Annotated in this window: 17 protein-coding genes and 1 pseudogene; 10 read left to right on the forward strand and 8 right to left on the reverse strand. The window is 54.9% G+C overall.

Annotated features, from left to right (window positions below; translation table 11 throughout):
- The coding region (locus MVK46_RS03575; protein WP_297535280.1) for a pyridoxal-phosphate dependent enzyme at window positions 1-860 on the reverse strand (860 nt) is incomplete at its 3' end.
- Window positions 861-972: 112 nt separating this feature from the next.
- On the opposite strand from MVK46_RS03575, the gene MVK46_RS03580 reads away from it, so the two are divergent.
- Complete coding sequence (locus MVK46_RS03580; protein ID WP_297535281.1) at window positions 973-1,572, forward strand: ArsR family transcriptional regulator; 600 nt, start codon at window positions 973-975, stop codon at window positions 1,570-1,572.
- Between the two features lie 27 nt (window positions 1,573-1,599).
- On the opposite strand, the gene MVK46_RS03585 is transcribed toward MVK46_RS03580, so the two are convergent.
- On the reverse strand, window positions 1,600-1,803 hold the full coding sequence (locus MVK46_RS03585; protein ID WP_297535296.1) for a 30S ribosomal protein S17e: 204 nt from the start codon (window positions 1,801-1,803) through the stop codon (window positions 1,600-1,602).
- A 109-nt stretch (window positions 1,804-1,912) separates the two neighbouring features.
- Between MVK46_RS03585 and MVK46_RS03590 the strand changes: the two genes are divergently transcribed.
- The 3 genes from MVK46_RS03590 to MVK46_RS03600 are packed head-to-tail and all read left to right on the forward strand — an operon-like array spanning window position 1,913 to window position 4,399.
- Entirely contained in the window at window positions 1,913-2,338 is a 426-nt protein-coding gene (locus MVK46_RS03590) for a DUF371 domain-containing protein (RefSeq protein ID WP_297535282.1), read from the forward strand.
- Between the two features lie 36 nt (window positions 2,339-2,374).
- The gene (locus MVK46_RS03595; RefSeq protein WP_297535283.1) at window positions 2,375-3,043 is read left to right on the forward strand and encodes a TIGR00703 family protein; all 669 of its coding nucleotides are present in this window, start codon (window positions 2,375-2,377) and stop codon (window positions 3,041-3,043) included.
- Window positions 3,044-3,073: 30 nt separating this feature from the next.
- Window positions 3,074-4,399 carry a glycerate kinase gene (locus tag MVK46_RS03600; RefSeq protein ID WP_297535284.1) on the forward strand — a complete coding sequence of 442 codons (1,326 nt, stop codon included), beginning with the start codon at window positions 3,074-3,076 and terminating at the stop codon, window positions 4,397-4,399.
- On the opposite strand, the gene MVK46_RS03605 is transcribed toward MVK46_RS03600, so the two are convergent.
- Window positions 4,362-5,072, reverse strand: coding sequence for a hypothetical protein (locus MVK46_RS03605; RefSeq protein ID WP_297535285.1), 711 nt, complete (start codon window positions 5,070-5,072; stop codon window positions 4,362-4,364). The genes MVK46_RS03600 and MVK46_RS03605 overlap by 38 nt on opposite strands.
- Before the next feature lie 91 nt (window positions 5,073-5,163).
- On the opposite strand from MVK46_RS03605, the gene MVK46_RS03610 reads away from it, so the two are divergent.
- Together MVK46_RS03610 and MVK46_RS03615 are read left to right on the forward strand one after the other, a co-directional pair.
- Complete coding sequence (locus tag MVK46_RS03610; protein ID WP_297535286.1) at window positions 5,164-5,793, forward strand: phosphatidate cytidylyltransferase; 630 nt, start codon at window positions 5,164-5,166, stop codon at window positions 5,791-5,793.
- Window positions 5,794-5,928: 135 nt separating this feature from the next.
- Window positions 5,929-7,056, forward strand: a complete 1,128-nt coding sequence (locus MVK46_RS03615; protein ID WP_297535287.1) for an AAA family ATPase — start codon at window positions 5,929-5,931, stop codon at window positions 7,054-7,056.
- Here MVK46_RS03615 and MVK46_RS03620 read toward each other — a convergent pair.
- A complete protein-coding gene (locus MVK46_RS03620) occupies window positions 7,053-7,853 on the reverse strand; it encodes a radical SAM protein (RefSeq protein ID WP_297535288.1) in 801 nt (266 codons plus the stop codon). The two genes, MVK46_RS03615 and MVK46_RS03620, sit on opposite strands and share 4 nt — an antisense overlap.
- Window positions 7,854-7,890: 37 nt before the next feature.
- Here MVK46_RS03620 and MVK46_RS03625 point away from each other — a divergent pair, with 37 nt between their 5' ends.
- Window positions 7,891-8,538: a M48 family metallopeptidase gene (locus MVK46_RS03625; protein ID WP_297535289.1), complete on the forward strand. Its 648-nt coding sequence runs from the start codon at window positions 7,891-7,893 to the stop codon at window positions 8,536-8,538.
- Window positions 8,511-8,933: an NfeD family protein gene (locus MVK46_RS03630; RefSeq protein ID WP_297535290.1), complete on the forward strand. Its 423-nt coding sequence runs from the start codon at window positions 8,511-8,513 to the stop codon at window positions 8,931-8,933. The genes MVK46_RS03625 and MVK46_RS03630 overlap by 28 nt, the downstream gene beginning before the upstream one ends.
- On the opposite strand, the gene MVK46_RS03635 is transcribed toward MVK46_RS03630, so the two are convergent.
- Window positions 8,890-9,324 (reverse strand): hypothetical protein, encoded by a 435-nt coding sequence (locus tag MVK46_RS03635; protein ID WP_297535291.1) that lies wholly within the window; start codon window positions 9,322-9,324, stop codon window positions 8,890-8,892. The two genes, MVK46_RS03630 and MVK46_RS03635, sit on opposite strands and share 44 nt — an antisense overlap.
- A gap of 64 nt (window positions 9,325-9,388) precedes the next feature.
- On the opposite strand from MVK46_RS03635, the gene MVK46_RS03640 reads away from it, so the two are divergent.
- Window positions 9,389-9,817 (forward strand): CoA-binding protein, encoded by a 429-nt coding sequence (locus MVK46_RS03640; RefSeq protein WP_297535292.1) that lies wholly within the window; start codon window positions 9,389-9,391, stop codon window positions 9,815-9,817.
- On the opposite strand, the gene MVK46_RS03645 is transcribed toward MVK46_RS03640, so the two are convergent.
- From MVK46_RS03645 to MVK46_RS03655, 3 genes are read right to left on the reverse strand one after another with little or no spacing between them, the layout of a single operon-like run.
- On the reverse strand, window positions 9,807-10,232 hold the full coding sequence (locus tag MVK46_RS03645) for a PIN domain-containing protein (protein ID WP_297535293.1): 426 nt from the start codon (window positions 10,230-10,232) through the stop codon (window positions 9,807-9,809). The genes MVK46_RS03640 and MVK46_RS03645 overlap by 11 nt on opposite strands.
- On the reverse strand, window positions 10,204-10,419 hold the full coding sequence (locus MVK46_RS03650; RefSeq protein ID WP_297535294.1) for a hypothetical protein: 216 nt from the start codon (window positions 10,417-10,419) through the stop codon (window positions 10,204-10,206). The genes MVK46_RS03645 and MVK46_RS03650 overlap by 29 nt, the downstream gene beginning before the upstream one ends.
- 35 nt (window positions 10,420-10,454) lie before the next feature.
- Window positions 10,455-11,555 carry a TRM11 family methyltransferase gene (locus tag MVK46_RS03655; protein WP_297535295.1) on the reverse strand — a complete coding sequence of 367 codons (1,101 nt, stop codon included), beginning with the start codon at window positions 11,553-11,555 and terminating at the stop codon, window positions 10,455-10,457.
- A gap of 72 nt (window positions 11,556-11,627) precedes the next feature.
- Here MVK46_RS03655 and MVK46_RS03660 point away from each other — a divergent pair.
- Window positions 11,628-12,396: pseudogene (locus MVK46_RS03660) on the forward strand (prenyltransferase); the annotation flags it as partial.

A 12,396-nucleotide genomic window follows, 5' to 3' on the forward strand; every position in this document is an offset into this window, starting at 1 on the left:
ACCCTCTCAATGGGCTTGCCCGTCTTCCATGCCCTAACTATCGCGTCGTAGCCCTCTATCTGTGCCCCGGCAATCCTCGGCAGGTCCTCAACGAGGCCGACTTTGTAGAACTCCTTAACTCCCTTCCAGATTGCCCTCAAGTGGGTTCCCGCTCCGATTGGAACGACAATCCAGTCAGGGACGTTGTAGCGGAGCTGGTCGAGGATTTCGAAGCCTGTCGTCTTCTGTCCCTCGACGCGGTAGTGGTAGTTGCCCGTCAGGTAGTAGTCCTCCTCCATAGCCTTCCGCTCGGCCTCTGCCAAAGCTTCATCGTAGGTCTTCCCGAAGACCTCGACCCTCGCCCCGTACATCCTCGCCTGAGTGAGCTTCTCCTCGGGCGTTCCCTCGGGGACGACGATGGTAACCTCAAGGCCCGCCTTGGCGCCGTAGGCGGAAACGCTCGCCGCCATGTTGCCGGTTGAGGCCACTATAACCTTCCTCGCGTGGAACTCCAGAGCCTTCGTTATTTCGACGCTCGAACCCCTGTCCTTGAACGCTCCAGTCGGGTTCTCGCCCTCGTACTTGACGTAGAGCTTTCCAAAGCCAAGCTTCTCCTCAAGGCGTTTGAGCCTGTAAAGCCTCGTTCCGCCCTCGTTGAGCGTGACGATTCTCTTGAGGTTCGAAACCGGAAGGAACATCCAGTACTTCCACACGTGCGGGCTCTCCCTGAACCAGGGGTCGTCGTCCTCGATTAGGTTCGCTATGTCGTCGTAGTGGTATGTAACATCGAGCGGAGCGCCGCACTTGGGGCATTTGTAGATTCCGGACGCGAGCGGGTATTCGGCACCGCAGTGAGTGCACACGAGTTTTGCTTCGAACATCTCGACCACCTGTTCAATATTCTGGGCTTCACCTTTTAAATTCAGCTTTTAAACCGAAAAAGGTTTAAAGGTTATTTTCTAACTTTAAGTTAGGGAAAGGGGGTGAGTGCTGATGGAGGATAACAATAAGGAAATGAGCAGACTGCTCGATATACTCGGCAACGAGACTCGACGGAGAATCCTAATCCTGCTCACCAAAAGGCCATACTTTGTGAGCGAACTTAGCCAGGAGCTTGGAGTTGGACAGAAGGCCGTCCTTGAGCATTTGAGAATACTCGAAAAGGCCGGACTCATAGAGGGTCGAACTGAAAAAATACCGAGGGGAAGGCCGAGGAAATACTACACCATAAAGCGCGGCTTCAGGCTTGAGGTGCTGCTTACCCCCTATACCTTTGGCACCGAGATGTACGAGCCGAAGAGGCCGAGGGAGACTGCCGAATACCTCCAGGCAAGGGAGCTCATAAAATCAACCGAGCCCGTTGAGACGAAGATAGGAGAGCTCCTTCAGTTCCTCGGCGAGATAGAGAGACGCGTTGATGAGGTCATGCGAACCAAGCAGGAGCTCGAAGAGGTGAGACTGCTGGTTGAAACGTACATAGAGAACCTCTTCAGGAGGATAGCCCAGGAGAACGAAAGGGAATTCGAGAGGCTCATGCGCGAGTTCGGCCCGAGGCTTCCGAGGAAGATAGTAGAAGACTTAAACGACTTTTAGGAAACGGATAGAGAATAAAGAGGGCCGTTAAAGTATCTTGCCCTCCTCCTTCATCCTGACGAGTCTGGTTATGTAACCGGCAATCCTGTTTCTGATGGTCTTGCTCGTGACGTTGGTGAGCTCCTGAACCATCCTCTTGTTGTGCTCGAAGTCCCTGGTGAACTTGTCCGGATACCTGTCAAAGAGCTCGCGAGCGGTCCTCTTGATGAAGGTCTGCTTTATGTTCCCCATTTCCATCACCTCTAACCTGACCCTGTGGCCGTATCTCAAATCAAGGGCATCTTTTAAAAGTTTTCCCACGTGGCTAAAGGGTTTTATAGTGCCGTGAAAAGCTCAACCCATGCTGAGGGAGGTAATCCACTGCAGGGGGCACGAGAACGTAAAGGCAACTCACCGCTCGACGCTCGAGATAACGACCGAGGACTTTCTAACGCCGAGGGGCGACTGCATAATCTGCGTTTCTGCCGACAAGGCTTTGAGCGACCTGAGCGAGGATTTCAAGAGTGCCCTTAGGAGGGGCGCGAGGCTCCGCGTGGTCATACGCGCCGGAAACCTTTCCGATGAGCTCACCGCATACGGGAGTCCGGAGCTGAAGCTCGAAAGCCCGGTTTCGATGGTGATAAGGAAGAGCGATTACATAGACGCCAGAACCCTCGCGATAAAAGCTACTAAGTCCGCGAAGGACATAAAGCGGGAGCTCGTCGAGCTCCTCAGGAACCCCGAAACCATTGTCACGGTCGAGCTCATAATCGAGGAAAAAGCTTAAAAGCCCCGACTCTTTTATTTACTTGAGGTGAAGAAAATGCTCGAGGGCTACTACATAGTCGAGAACACCGGAGTCGTTCCGGCCGAGAGGAGGTTCAAGTTCAAGGACCTGAAGGCGTGGGGCTACGACCTGCACCTCGGAACCATAGACGGAAAGGAAGCTTATTTCGTCTCAAGGACGGGAACCCACGAGGAGGGCGAGACCTACACGCAGGACGGCAGGAAGTACCACATCAGCGAGACCCAGAGGGAGATACCGAAGAACGCAAGGTTGCTTGCGAGAATCGTCATAGAGCGCGGTCAGCCCTACCTTGAGTTCTGGCTCGATACGGAGGAAGCCAACTACCCGCTCGCCAAGGAGGACCCGAGGCTAATCCTGCACCGCTTCTGGACGGCCAAGAAGTTCAACCAGCTCGAGAAGCACGTCGGGAGCGTCGGCCTGACCACGGACTTCTTCAAGGACAACGTCTTTGTGAAGAGCCTTCCGCTACCCTTCGAGGAGTACCCGCCGAAGGTGAGGAGGGTTCTGAGGGAGGTCAGAGATGTTCACAGGGATTTGACGGGCTTCGGAAGGTTCGTCTTCCAGTACTACGGCGAGGAAGACAAGACCCACAACTACCGCCTCTGGTGGCTCCTGCCGACGATACACCTCTTCGACATCGACGTTTCAAACGAGGTTGACAAGATTCTGGCGATGCTCGACTGATTTTTAAAGTCTCCTTTCTGATTTATTGTCATGACAGGGAAAACGATACTGGAGCTTGTTGAAACTGCCATACGCTCCGCAGACCCTTACTCGGCCGTTAGGAGGAGCCTCTCCTGCCGGGATGGAACCCTCTACATCGAAGGGAATGCCTTTGAAGCCGGGAGCAGGGTTCACGTTCTCGCCGTGGGAAAGGCCGCCTGCGGAATGGCCAAAGCCGCTCTGGAGGTTCTTCCAGGGGACTCAATCGGAAGCGTTCTGGTGGTCACCAAGTACGGCTACACCTTCGATGGCTGTAAGGGAACCGGCCTCAAAGCAATCGAGGCGGGTCATCCAATCCCCGATGAGAACTCCCTCCTTGCAGGAAAGCTGGGTTTGGAGCTGGTTGCGAGCGTTAAACGGGATGAAGTTCTGCTCGCCCTGATTTCGGGGGGCGGAAGTGCGCTCTTCGTTTATCCGGCAGAAGGAATAAGCCTCGGGGACCTCATCAGGACGAACGAGCTGCTCCTGAAAAGCGGGGCGAACATATACGAGGTAAACACCGTCCGGAAGCACATCTCAAAGGTCAAGGGCGGAAGGCTGGCAAAGGCCGTGAAGGGGACTGTAATCGGTCTGCTTGTCTCGGACGTCGTCGGTGACGACCCGAGCTTCATAGCCTCAGGGTTAACGGTGCCAGACCCAACCACTTACCATGACGCATACGGGGTTCTAGTGAAGAGGAGGATATGGGAGAGGGTTCCTGAGAGCGTTAGGCGGGTCATTGAGATGGGCATGCGTGGAGAGATAGAGGAGACACCGAAGGAACTCGATAACGCCCACAATTTTGTAATAGCCGGCAACTCGAAGGCCTGTGAGGCCGTTGCGAGAAAGGCTCTGGAACTGGGCTTCAACTCGGCGGTGATGACGACCACGCTTGAGGGCGAAGCCAGGGAAATAGCCCTGGCGGTGGGTTCTATAGTTGAGGAGGTGGCGAAGCGCGAGAGACCTCTCAAAAAGCCCGCCGTCCTCGTCTTCGGGGGCGAGTGGACGGTGACCGTTGGAAACGCCACCGGCCTCGGCGGGCCGAACCAGGAGTTCGCACTGAGCATCTCCAAGAAAATAGCGGGACTCAACGTTACCGTTGTGGCCTTCGACACCGATGGAACTGACGGGCCAACTAATGCGGCCGGGGGAATCGTGGACGGCGGAACCTTGAAGAGACTGGAGGAAGCGGGGATAGACGTTGATGAATTCCTCAGAAACCACGACAGCTACCGCGCCCTCGAAAGGGTCGGCGCGCTCCTCAAGACCGGCCCAACAGGAACGAACGTGAACTCGATGGTCATAGCGGTTGTTGGAGACCGTGGCGACGCCCTTTGAGGCGAAGGTATTCCTCTATAAGGGCCCCTATGAGCAGAACGCTCATAAACACGGCCTTTCTGGGGTTTTCCTGTCCCGTATATGTCCTGTAGAGGGTCAGTCCAACACCGACCACGAGGAACCACATCCCTATGAGAATCTCCCTCATTAGGAATGCGCGCCGTCCCCTTGAGAGAAACCTTACCTCGGGACCTTCCCTCAGGACAATCCGCTCGTCACCGGGCACGAACTCCAGCAGGGTTATAGGAACGACCACCAGCAAAAGATAGGGCAGGAACCACAGGAGAATGAGGTACAAAAAGACCAGGTAAAGCACCCGCGCAAGGTTTATGTCACTGCTCCGCTGAAGTGAAAGGAACTTCCTCAACGGGTCGAGAAAGTGAAGCCCGACCCTTCTCGCCACGGCAGTTCTCTTTCCTTCAAACCTGGCGACGAGGTTGCCGAGAACGGGAAGCTTAAGGGGAACTGTGGAAGCGAGGAGGAAGCTCTCCCCCTCGAAGTCCACCAGATAAAAGTGTCCCTCGTAGCGCTCCCGGATAAAGTCCGGCGCAAGGCCCCATATCTCCCCGTTGGGTTCTTTAACCCAGTAAACGAAGGTGTTCTCCTCAAGGGACTTTTCGAGCTTTTCGGGGCTTCCTTCAACGACCACTACACGCTCAAACGTTACTCGCATGTGTGTCGATTTGATTATTTCTTTTTATAGTTAACCCCCGGCGGGGAAAACCGATAAATACCGGTGTTTCCAATTAGATTGGGTGCAATCAATGGGCTTGAGCAAAAGGGAGCTGATACGAAAGCTCTGGCACGCCTCGCCGGGAATCCTCGGGGCGCCGATAATACTCTTCACGCCGAGATGGGTCACTTTACTCGTCGTCTGGTCGCTGGCTTTCCTCTACACACTTCAGCACCTCAAGCTCCTCCGCGGCTGGAAGTTCACCGTTCCGGTAGCTGACCTCAGCTATCGAACGATGGCGCGGGAAGACGAGCGCGACAACTTCCTCGGGAGCTTCCTCTTCTGGGTGACGATGGGGATTATCTGTACGGTCTTTCCAAAGGTTTCTGCCCTGGGAGCGCTCTGGGTCTCGACCTTCGGTGACTGCTTCAACGCCATAGCCGGACAGGCCCTCGGCGGACCGAGGATTCCATGGAACCGGAGGAAGACCTTAATCGGAAGCGCAACTATGTTTGCCGTTTCAGTTCTGGCCCTCTGGGGGGCCCACAGGGTTCTCTCGCTCGACCCGAGCTGGAGCCTCATCGCCGGCGTCGCCTTCATCACGACTGCCCTTGAGAGCCTTCCCCTCCGCTCGGCCTACGACGAGTTCACGGTTCCCTTCGCGACAGCTCTCCTCCTGTGGCTTGCCTACGGCGGACCCCTGCTGTCGCCGGTGTGGTGAGTTTTGTCCTCACGCAAGGACGGAATGTAAGCATATCGTTCTTGTTAGAGGACAAACTTTATAAACAATAACACTCTATGCAGTAGTATGGAGGGCCGGATACTATCAAGTCTTATAGCAACGAGCAGAAGGCTCATGGCGTGGGCGGGGAAATTTGGGGAGAGGCGCTTTTTATACGATGAGCTCGGGCTCATTGATGAAGAATACTACGTGGGCATAAAAGGAGTCAGGGGCGTTGGGAAAACTGTTCTTCTGCTCCAACTCGCCCGAAACACCGAGAAAAGTGTTTACTTCTCCGCTGATTCCGTTCTTATAAAACCTTTTACTCTCTACGATGTTGTCAAAGCCCTCGCCGAGATGGGCTATCGGAACATATTCATAGACGAAATCCACAGAAAACCGGACTGGAGCGAAGATTTGAAGAGTCTGTACGATGAGCATGAGGTCAGGGTCTTCTTTTCAGGCTCTTCCTCAATTGACATTGTCACTCTGAGCGCAGACCTATCGAGAAGGGTTGTTCTCAAGGAACTGCCACCGGCTTCGTTTCGAGAGTGGCTCAACATAAAGAGGGGCCTCTCCATTCCAAAACACCCGCTTGAGGAGATACTCTCCAGAGCATTTGACCTCTCAAATATGTACATTGAACTCGCCGGCCTCTGGAGAGAATACATGGAGAAGGGGGGAGTTCTCTACCCGGAAAGTGGCTTCTATGATGCCCTTGAAAATTCGATTAGGAAGGTCATTCTGGAGGACCTTTCAGCGCTCAGAGAAATCAGCGTGAAGTATGAAACGGACGCATACCGTCTTCTCTACTACATCGCTAAATCGGCACCCTTCGAGGCAAAGTACTCCTCAATAGCCAAGGAACTTGGAGTCTCGAAGAACATGGCGATACGGCTCGTCGATGACCTCTCAAAGGCAGGTCTTATCTATGCCGTCCAGCCATGCGGAAGTTCGCGGAAGGAGCCAAAACTCTACCTCACGGTTCCGCTGAGAATGTTCTTCGCGAGAAAGGGCTTCAATGTCAACATCGGCGCCCTCAGGGAGGAGTTTTTCGTAAACCATATGCGCTGGGTCTCTCCGATTTGCTATCTTAAAGGCGCAAGGGGCGAGAAAACCGCCGACTTCAAAGTTGGCAACGCGATAATTGAGGTTGGAGAAAAGAGCAAAAGCAGGTATCAGAGACCAGATTACATCGCGGTTGACGGCCTTGTGACGGGTAGAGGCAGAGTGCCATTGTTCCTCTTTGGTCTCGTTTACTAAACCCGCACAAAATCCCAGCCTCTGAAGTGCGTCTCTATGCCCTCCGTTTTTATCCCCAGCGAGCGAACCTCGTCGCGGAGCTCCAAGAGAAAAGCTCTAAAGAGCCCCTCGCTGGTTAGAACCCGGTAGCTCTCGGGAAACTCGGAGCGGAGCGTTTCCTGAAATTCATTCCCGGCCTTTTTGAGGTTTAGAACCTCGAAGAAGTAGTAATCGACAAAACCTTTCGTTTCCTCAACAATCCGTGAAACGTCGGTGATTCCAGGAATCACCGGGCTGACGAAGGCGTACGTTCTTATTCCTTCCTCGTGAAGCCTCTGGAGGGCGTTAATGCGGGCTTTCATAACCGGTGTTCGCGGCTCGAGGAGGGTCTTTTCACGGCCCTCAAAGGAGTTGAGAGTTAAGCCGACCTCAATCGAGCGGAAGAGCTTGAAGAGGTCGATGTCCCTCGTCACGAGGGGCGATTTGGTTAGTATCGAGAGCTCGTTCCTCTTGTCCATGAAGCGGAGTGTCGAGCGGGTGAGCTTTAGCCCGGCTTCAACCGGCTGGTATGGGTCGCTCACCGTGGACATCACGACCTTTCCCTTCACGTGCTTCCTCGCAAGTTCAGGCGCGTTGATTTTAGCTATCACCCAGCTCCCCCATTCCTTCTCTCTGAACTCCCGAACGACGCTCTTGGCGTAGCAGTAGGGGCAGGCGAAGGAGCAGCCGACGTACTGGTTGACGCTCCATGAAACGCCGGGAATCCGCGAGCGCGTGTAGAGCGACTTTGCCCTTCGCCTTACGACCTCAACCTTCATAAGCACGGGTAGGGACTACACCTTAAAAGGTGGTCGCATGGAAGTCGAGGTTCGGCACCGACCCGTCCGCTATGCGAGGCTTGAAATCAAGCCCGACGGGAGAATCATCGTCACCGCACCGGAGGGCTTCGACGTAAATGCCTTCATCAAAAAGCACGAGAGATGGCTGAGCAACCGGCTGAGGGAGCTCGAAGAAGTTAAGAGGAAATCGGCGAGGGGCTTTCCGTTCTTCGGCGAGTTCTACAGGGTCGAGCTGGGAAACGTTCAAGAAATTGAGCGCAGGGACGATAAGCTAATCCTCCCGGCCGAGCGCGAGCGGGCGCGGGAGGCCCTGAAAGAGCTCCTGCGAGGCAGGGTAACAGCGCTCGTCGCCCTCTACTCCGTCCTGATGGGCGTTTCCCCCGGCAAAATCTACATCAGGAACCAGAGGACGAAGTGGGCGAGCTGTTCGAGCAGGGGAAACCTGAGCCTCAACCTCCGCCTCGCGGCTTTACCTGAGAGGCTGATTGAGTACGTCGTAATCCACGAGCTCGCCCACCTGCGCTACCTCGACCACTCTAAAGCTTTCTGGAGGCTCGTGGGGAGATTTTATCCGGACTACAAAACGGCCAGACGAGAGTTGAGGCGCTGGTGGGGGATAATCGAGGTCAACGAGGGATGGGGATGGCTGGAAGGGAGGAGATGATTAAAAGGATTCTCAAGCTCCTCGCACTGGCATTGGACGAGGTGGCAGCCATTTTAATCATGGTTTTCCTCCTTCCCTCGCTGGGAATCAGGCTTCCCCTCTGGGTCGTTGCGCTGATAGTTGCGGTGCTTCTTCTCAAGGACGTCTTGGTTGCTCCCTACGTTCTCGGCGGAGGCCTCGAAAGGAAGCCCTCGACGGGAGCCGAGGCGCTCGTTGGGCGGACGGCAGTCGTTGTCGAAGACCTCTCGCCCGAGGGCCTCGTGAAGCTCGACGGTGAACTCTGGCGCGCGAAATGCCTTCACGGAACGGCGAGGAGGGGAGAGAAGGTCAGGGTTGTGAAGGTGAGGGGAACTAGGCTCCTCGTTGAACTCCCAGCGAGCGGAGAACCTCGGTGAGCTCCTCCGGGCGGTTGGTCGAGAACGAAACGTCCCAGCCCTTCCGCCTCTTGAGGTAGACGCAGGCCCTCGCCGGCAGGGTGAAGTGAATCTTCGCCGGACAGCTCATCCAGCCTTCCCTGACCGCGAACCACTCGATTTCGTCAATCCTGACGGTCTTTCTCACGAAGAGGCCGAGGAAGCCGCTGAGGAAGATTCCCTCCTCGTAAACCCTCACGCGGAAGGCCATCGCCTCAATGATTACCGCTATCGTGAGGGCCGTTGCAACGGTCATCATGAGGACGCCCTGGCCGGTGGCGAAGCTCTCGTAGAGGCCGATGGGCATGATAACTAACGGTGGGAGGAGCAGGAGGATTATCCACTTGGAATAAAGCGTTTCCTCGTGGAGCATGGCTCATCGGTAGAGGTTTCCGCCAACGCTTTAAACTCCTTTCCGAACCCGTGATGGTGATACGATGGTTAGGATTATGCCCGTCGATAGGCTGACCGACGATGACGTGAGGGAGATTCTGACGAAATACAAAAAGATAGCCCTCGTTGGAGCCTCCCCGAAGCCCGAGCGCGATTCCAATGAGGTCATGCGCTACCTCCTCGAGAAGGGCTACGAGGTCTATCCGGTAAATCCGCGTTACTCAGAGGTCCTCGGGCGGAGGTGCTACCCGAGCGTCCTCGACATTCCCGACGAAGTCGAGATAGTTGACCTCTTCGTTCGCCCGGAGTTCGCGAGGGACTATGTCGAGCAGGCGATAAAGAAGGGCGCGAAAGTCGTCTGGTTCCAGTTTGGGACCTACGATAGAGAGGCCTTCAGAAGGGCAAAGGAAGCGGGCCTTACGGCTGTCGCCCACCGCTGTATCAAGCAGGAGCACGCGAGGCTCATCGGATGATGCCGAGCAGTTTCAGCACTTCCTCTGTGTTCATGACTTCGATTTCTTTGATGTCCTTCAGTCTTCTGTCGTTGCTCCACAGGGGTGCGTTCACCTTGAGGGAGAGGGCCACGAAGTCGGCATCATCCTTGTTGGGGCATATTTCCAGCGCGAGGGGTATGAACTCAGAGTAGAAATCCTCTGGGACAAAGATAACGTGTTCCCTCAGAATTTCGAGCGCCCTCTGGAAAGCCCTTTCGTCTATTTTGGCCTTGCGGAGGACCTCCTCTTGTGTTCCTCCAGATTCTGAAACCGCAAATTCTGGGCTGATAAGTCTCCCTGAAAGCAGAAATATCAGCTCACGGGTAGTTGTAGATTTCCCAAAGAACGAGAACAGTACGTTCGTGTTAACGACGAGGAGAATATTTCCTCTCAAGGTATTTCCCTCTGCCTTTTTTTGCCAGCCGGCCAAGCTCTATGGCATCTTCCTCAGATAGAGTAGACTCTTTGAGGGCCTCGTTTATCTCCACGATTGCTTTAAGTCTCTCCGAACTGGCAATCAGCAGGGCTATCCTATCGTCCACGCCCTGCGGGACTTTAACAACGATACTGCCCAAGGCCATCACAGATACCGGTTGGTTCCCGCGTTATATAACCTTTAGCTCCTCTTTCTTATCACGTAAATGTCCCTAATGAGCCTGTGCCTCTCCTCGTAGTCGAGGTATCTCCCCAGAACCTCGAAGCCGAGTTTGTTTAACCATCTCCGCTCCTTCCGGTAGATGCTCCCATCCCTCAGCCTGTATGCTGGGAAGACGAAGACTATCCTTCCGTTCCTCTTGAGCACATCGCTAAAGCTCTCGAAGACCGAAAAATACAGCCTGTCCAGCTCGTTGGCGAGCTTTATCGCCTCACCCCTGCCAGGATTCCTCTTCAGGGGCTTCCCGAGGTAGGGTTCGGTAACTATAGCGTCAAACCTCTCGCGGAAACAGCGCTTCAGCTTCCTCGCGTCGCAGACCTCTATCCTCGCCGAGTTCTTGAGCCGGAACTCTTTTCTGAGCCACTCGATGTTCCGTCTCGCCTCCCTGACCCTTTCAGGGTCTCTGTCGCTCCCGTAAGCGGGCAACCCCTGGAGGACGAACTCCTGAAGGACCGTCCCGATGCCGCAGAAGGGGTCGAGGAAGAGGCCCCTCCTTATTTCCGTGAGGTTCACCATTATCCTTGCCAGCCTCGGCGGAATCGAGAGGATTGGCCTCTGAACAGGTCTTTCCACGTCGAGCTTCTTCAGCTCGAAGGGGTCGGTAACCCTAATTGTTTCACCCACGAGGAAGCTTCCGTCGTCCCTGAACAGGAAGACGATGTCCTTGACCTCTGGAAAACCCTTCAGAATCAGCTCGGCAGGCATGGAGTAAACATTAGCGGGCTTGAAGAACTTTGCCGGACCTTCCCTCTTGAACTCCCTCTTTACGGCGCTCCCCAGCTTCCGCCAGAGCCTCCAGTCGTCCCTTCCATAGAGGCTGACCGTGAAGAGCCTGGCGTATTCGATATCTCTTATCGCTTCCTCGCCTTCTCCAACTATTCTCACGAGCTTGAGCGACCCGCCGAGCCACCGGAAGTGCCTCTCTATCGAGGGCTTCGACTCGAAAACAATCCACTCGCGGGCTTCCTCTGTTGGATTAATCCTCAGACTGAACCGCTTCGCGAATGAGAGGAACTCCGCTTTTCCCAGCTCGGGGTTCTTTCCTAAAATCACTCCGTACATGCTTCGCGCTTTGGGTAAGTTTTTAAAAAACTTCCGAGTAATTCATACGAGGTCTAAACCTCGGTGGTCCTCATGCTCGCCGTCGAGATACTCGAATCAGTCGATGTCATTCCGGACCCTTACGTTCGCGCCGTAACGTACGCAAGGCTTGGTGAGAGGCTCGCCAGAGCTAGAAACGCCCTCTTTAAGGATACCTTCATGAAGGCCCTCGACGTCGCCCGCTCGATTGAAGACCCCCTGAGGATGATGAGGGCGCTTCTTTCAATAGGCTATTCCATGGGCAGGGCTGGAATAAGGGCGTACAAGAAGGTTTTTCTCCAGGTCTTTGAGGACTGCAAGATGCTGCCCCCTCCCGCGAGGGACGAGCTTCTCCGTTCGGCCGCTCTGTACCTTCTGAACCTCGGGGAAATAGGGGAGTCGATAACCTACGCGGTTGAGATTTCCAACGAGAAGCTCCGGCAGGAGACGCTCGTCTACATAGTAAGGGCAATAGCGCGTTCTTTTGAGGAGAACCCGATGAAGGTTGCATACCGCCTCAGGAAAATCCGCCTTGCCCTTGACTACATAGCCGACGAACCCTACCGCTCAAAGGCCCTTCTCGAACTGATTAAGGCCCTGATAACCCTGAAGAGCTACGAAAACGCCCTGGCGGTCCTCAGGGAGATAAACTCCAAGGAATGGGCTAGGCAGGCCTTCAAGGAGGTCACCTTCAGACTCAAGGAATCGGGAGTTCTTGACAGGTACATAGGCTCTCTCGAGGAGATAGCTGGAGAACTCGTCGAGAAGTTTGGGGAGAGCTTTACGCTCGAACTCGGCACGGCCTTTGCCCTGACGGGAAGGG

This window comes from Thermococcus sp. (assembly GCF_027066465.1).
GTDB lineage: Archaea > Methanobacteriota_B > Thermococci > Thermococcales > Thermococcaceae > Thermococcus.

Coding starts and splice junctions, on each gene's coding strand:
- MVK46_RS03580 (WP_297535281.1), top strand. CDS start 973: ATGGAGGATAACAATAAGGAAATGAGCAGACTGCTCGATATACTCGGC.
- MVK46_RS03585 (WP_297535296.1), bottom strand. CDS start 1,803: ATGGGGAACATAAAGCAGACCTTCATCAAGAGGACCGCTCGCGAGCTC.
- MVK46_RS03590 (WP_297535282.1), top strand. CDS start 1,913: ATGCTGAGGGAGGTAATCCACTGCAGGGGGCACGAGAACGTAAAGGCA.
- MVK46_RS03595 (WP_297535283.1), top strand. CDS start 2,375: ATGCTCGAGGGCTACTACATAGTCGAGAACACCGGAGTCGTTCCGGCC.
- MVK46_RS03600 (WP_297535284.1), top strand. CDS start 3,074: ATGACAGGGAAAACGATACTGGAGCTTGTTGAAACTGCCATACGCTCC.
- MVK46_RS03605 (WP_297535285.1), bottom strand. CDS start 5,072: ATGCGAGTAACGTTTGAGCGTGTAGTGGTCGTTGAAGGAAGCCCCGAA.
- MVK46_RS03610 (WP_297535286.1), top strand. CDS start 5,164: ATGGGCTTGAGCAAAAGGGAGCTGATACGAAAGCTCTGGCACGCCTCG.
- MVK46_RS03615 (WP_297535287.1), top strand. CDS start 5,929: ATGGCGTGGGCGGGGAAATTTGGGGAGAGGCGCTTTTTATACGATGAG.
- MVK46_RS03620 (WP_297535288.1), bottom strand. CDS start 7,853: ATGAAGGTTGAGGTCGTAAGGCGAAGGGCAAAGTCGCTCTACACGCGC.
- MVK46_RS03625 (WP_297535289.1), top strand. CDS start 7,891: ATGGAAGTCGAGGTTCGGCACCGACCCGTCCGCTATGCGAGGCTTGAA.
- MVK46_RS03630 (WP_297535290.1), top strand. CDS start 8,511: ATGGGGATGGCTGGAAGGGAGGAGATGATTAAAAGGATTCTCAAGCTC.
- MVK46_RS03635 (WP_297535291.1), bottom strand. CDS start 9,324: ATGCTCCACGAGGAAACGCTTTATTCCAAGTGGATAATCCTCCTGCTC.
- MVK46_RS03640 (WP_297535292.1), top strand. CDS start 9,389: ATGGTTAGGATTATGCCCGTCGATAGGCTGACCGACGATGACGTGAGG.
- MVK46_RS03650 (WP_297535294.1), bottom strand. CDS start 10,419: ATGGCCTTGGGCAGTATCGTTGTTAAAGTCCCGCAGGGCGTGGACGAT.
- MVK46_RS03655 (WP_297535295.1), bottom strand. CDS start 11,555: ATGTACGGAGTGATTTTAGGAAAGAACCCCGAGCTGGGAAAAGCGGAG.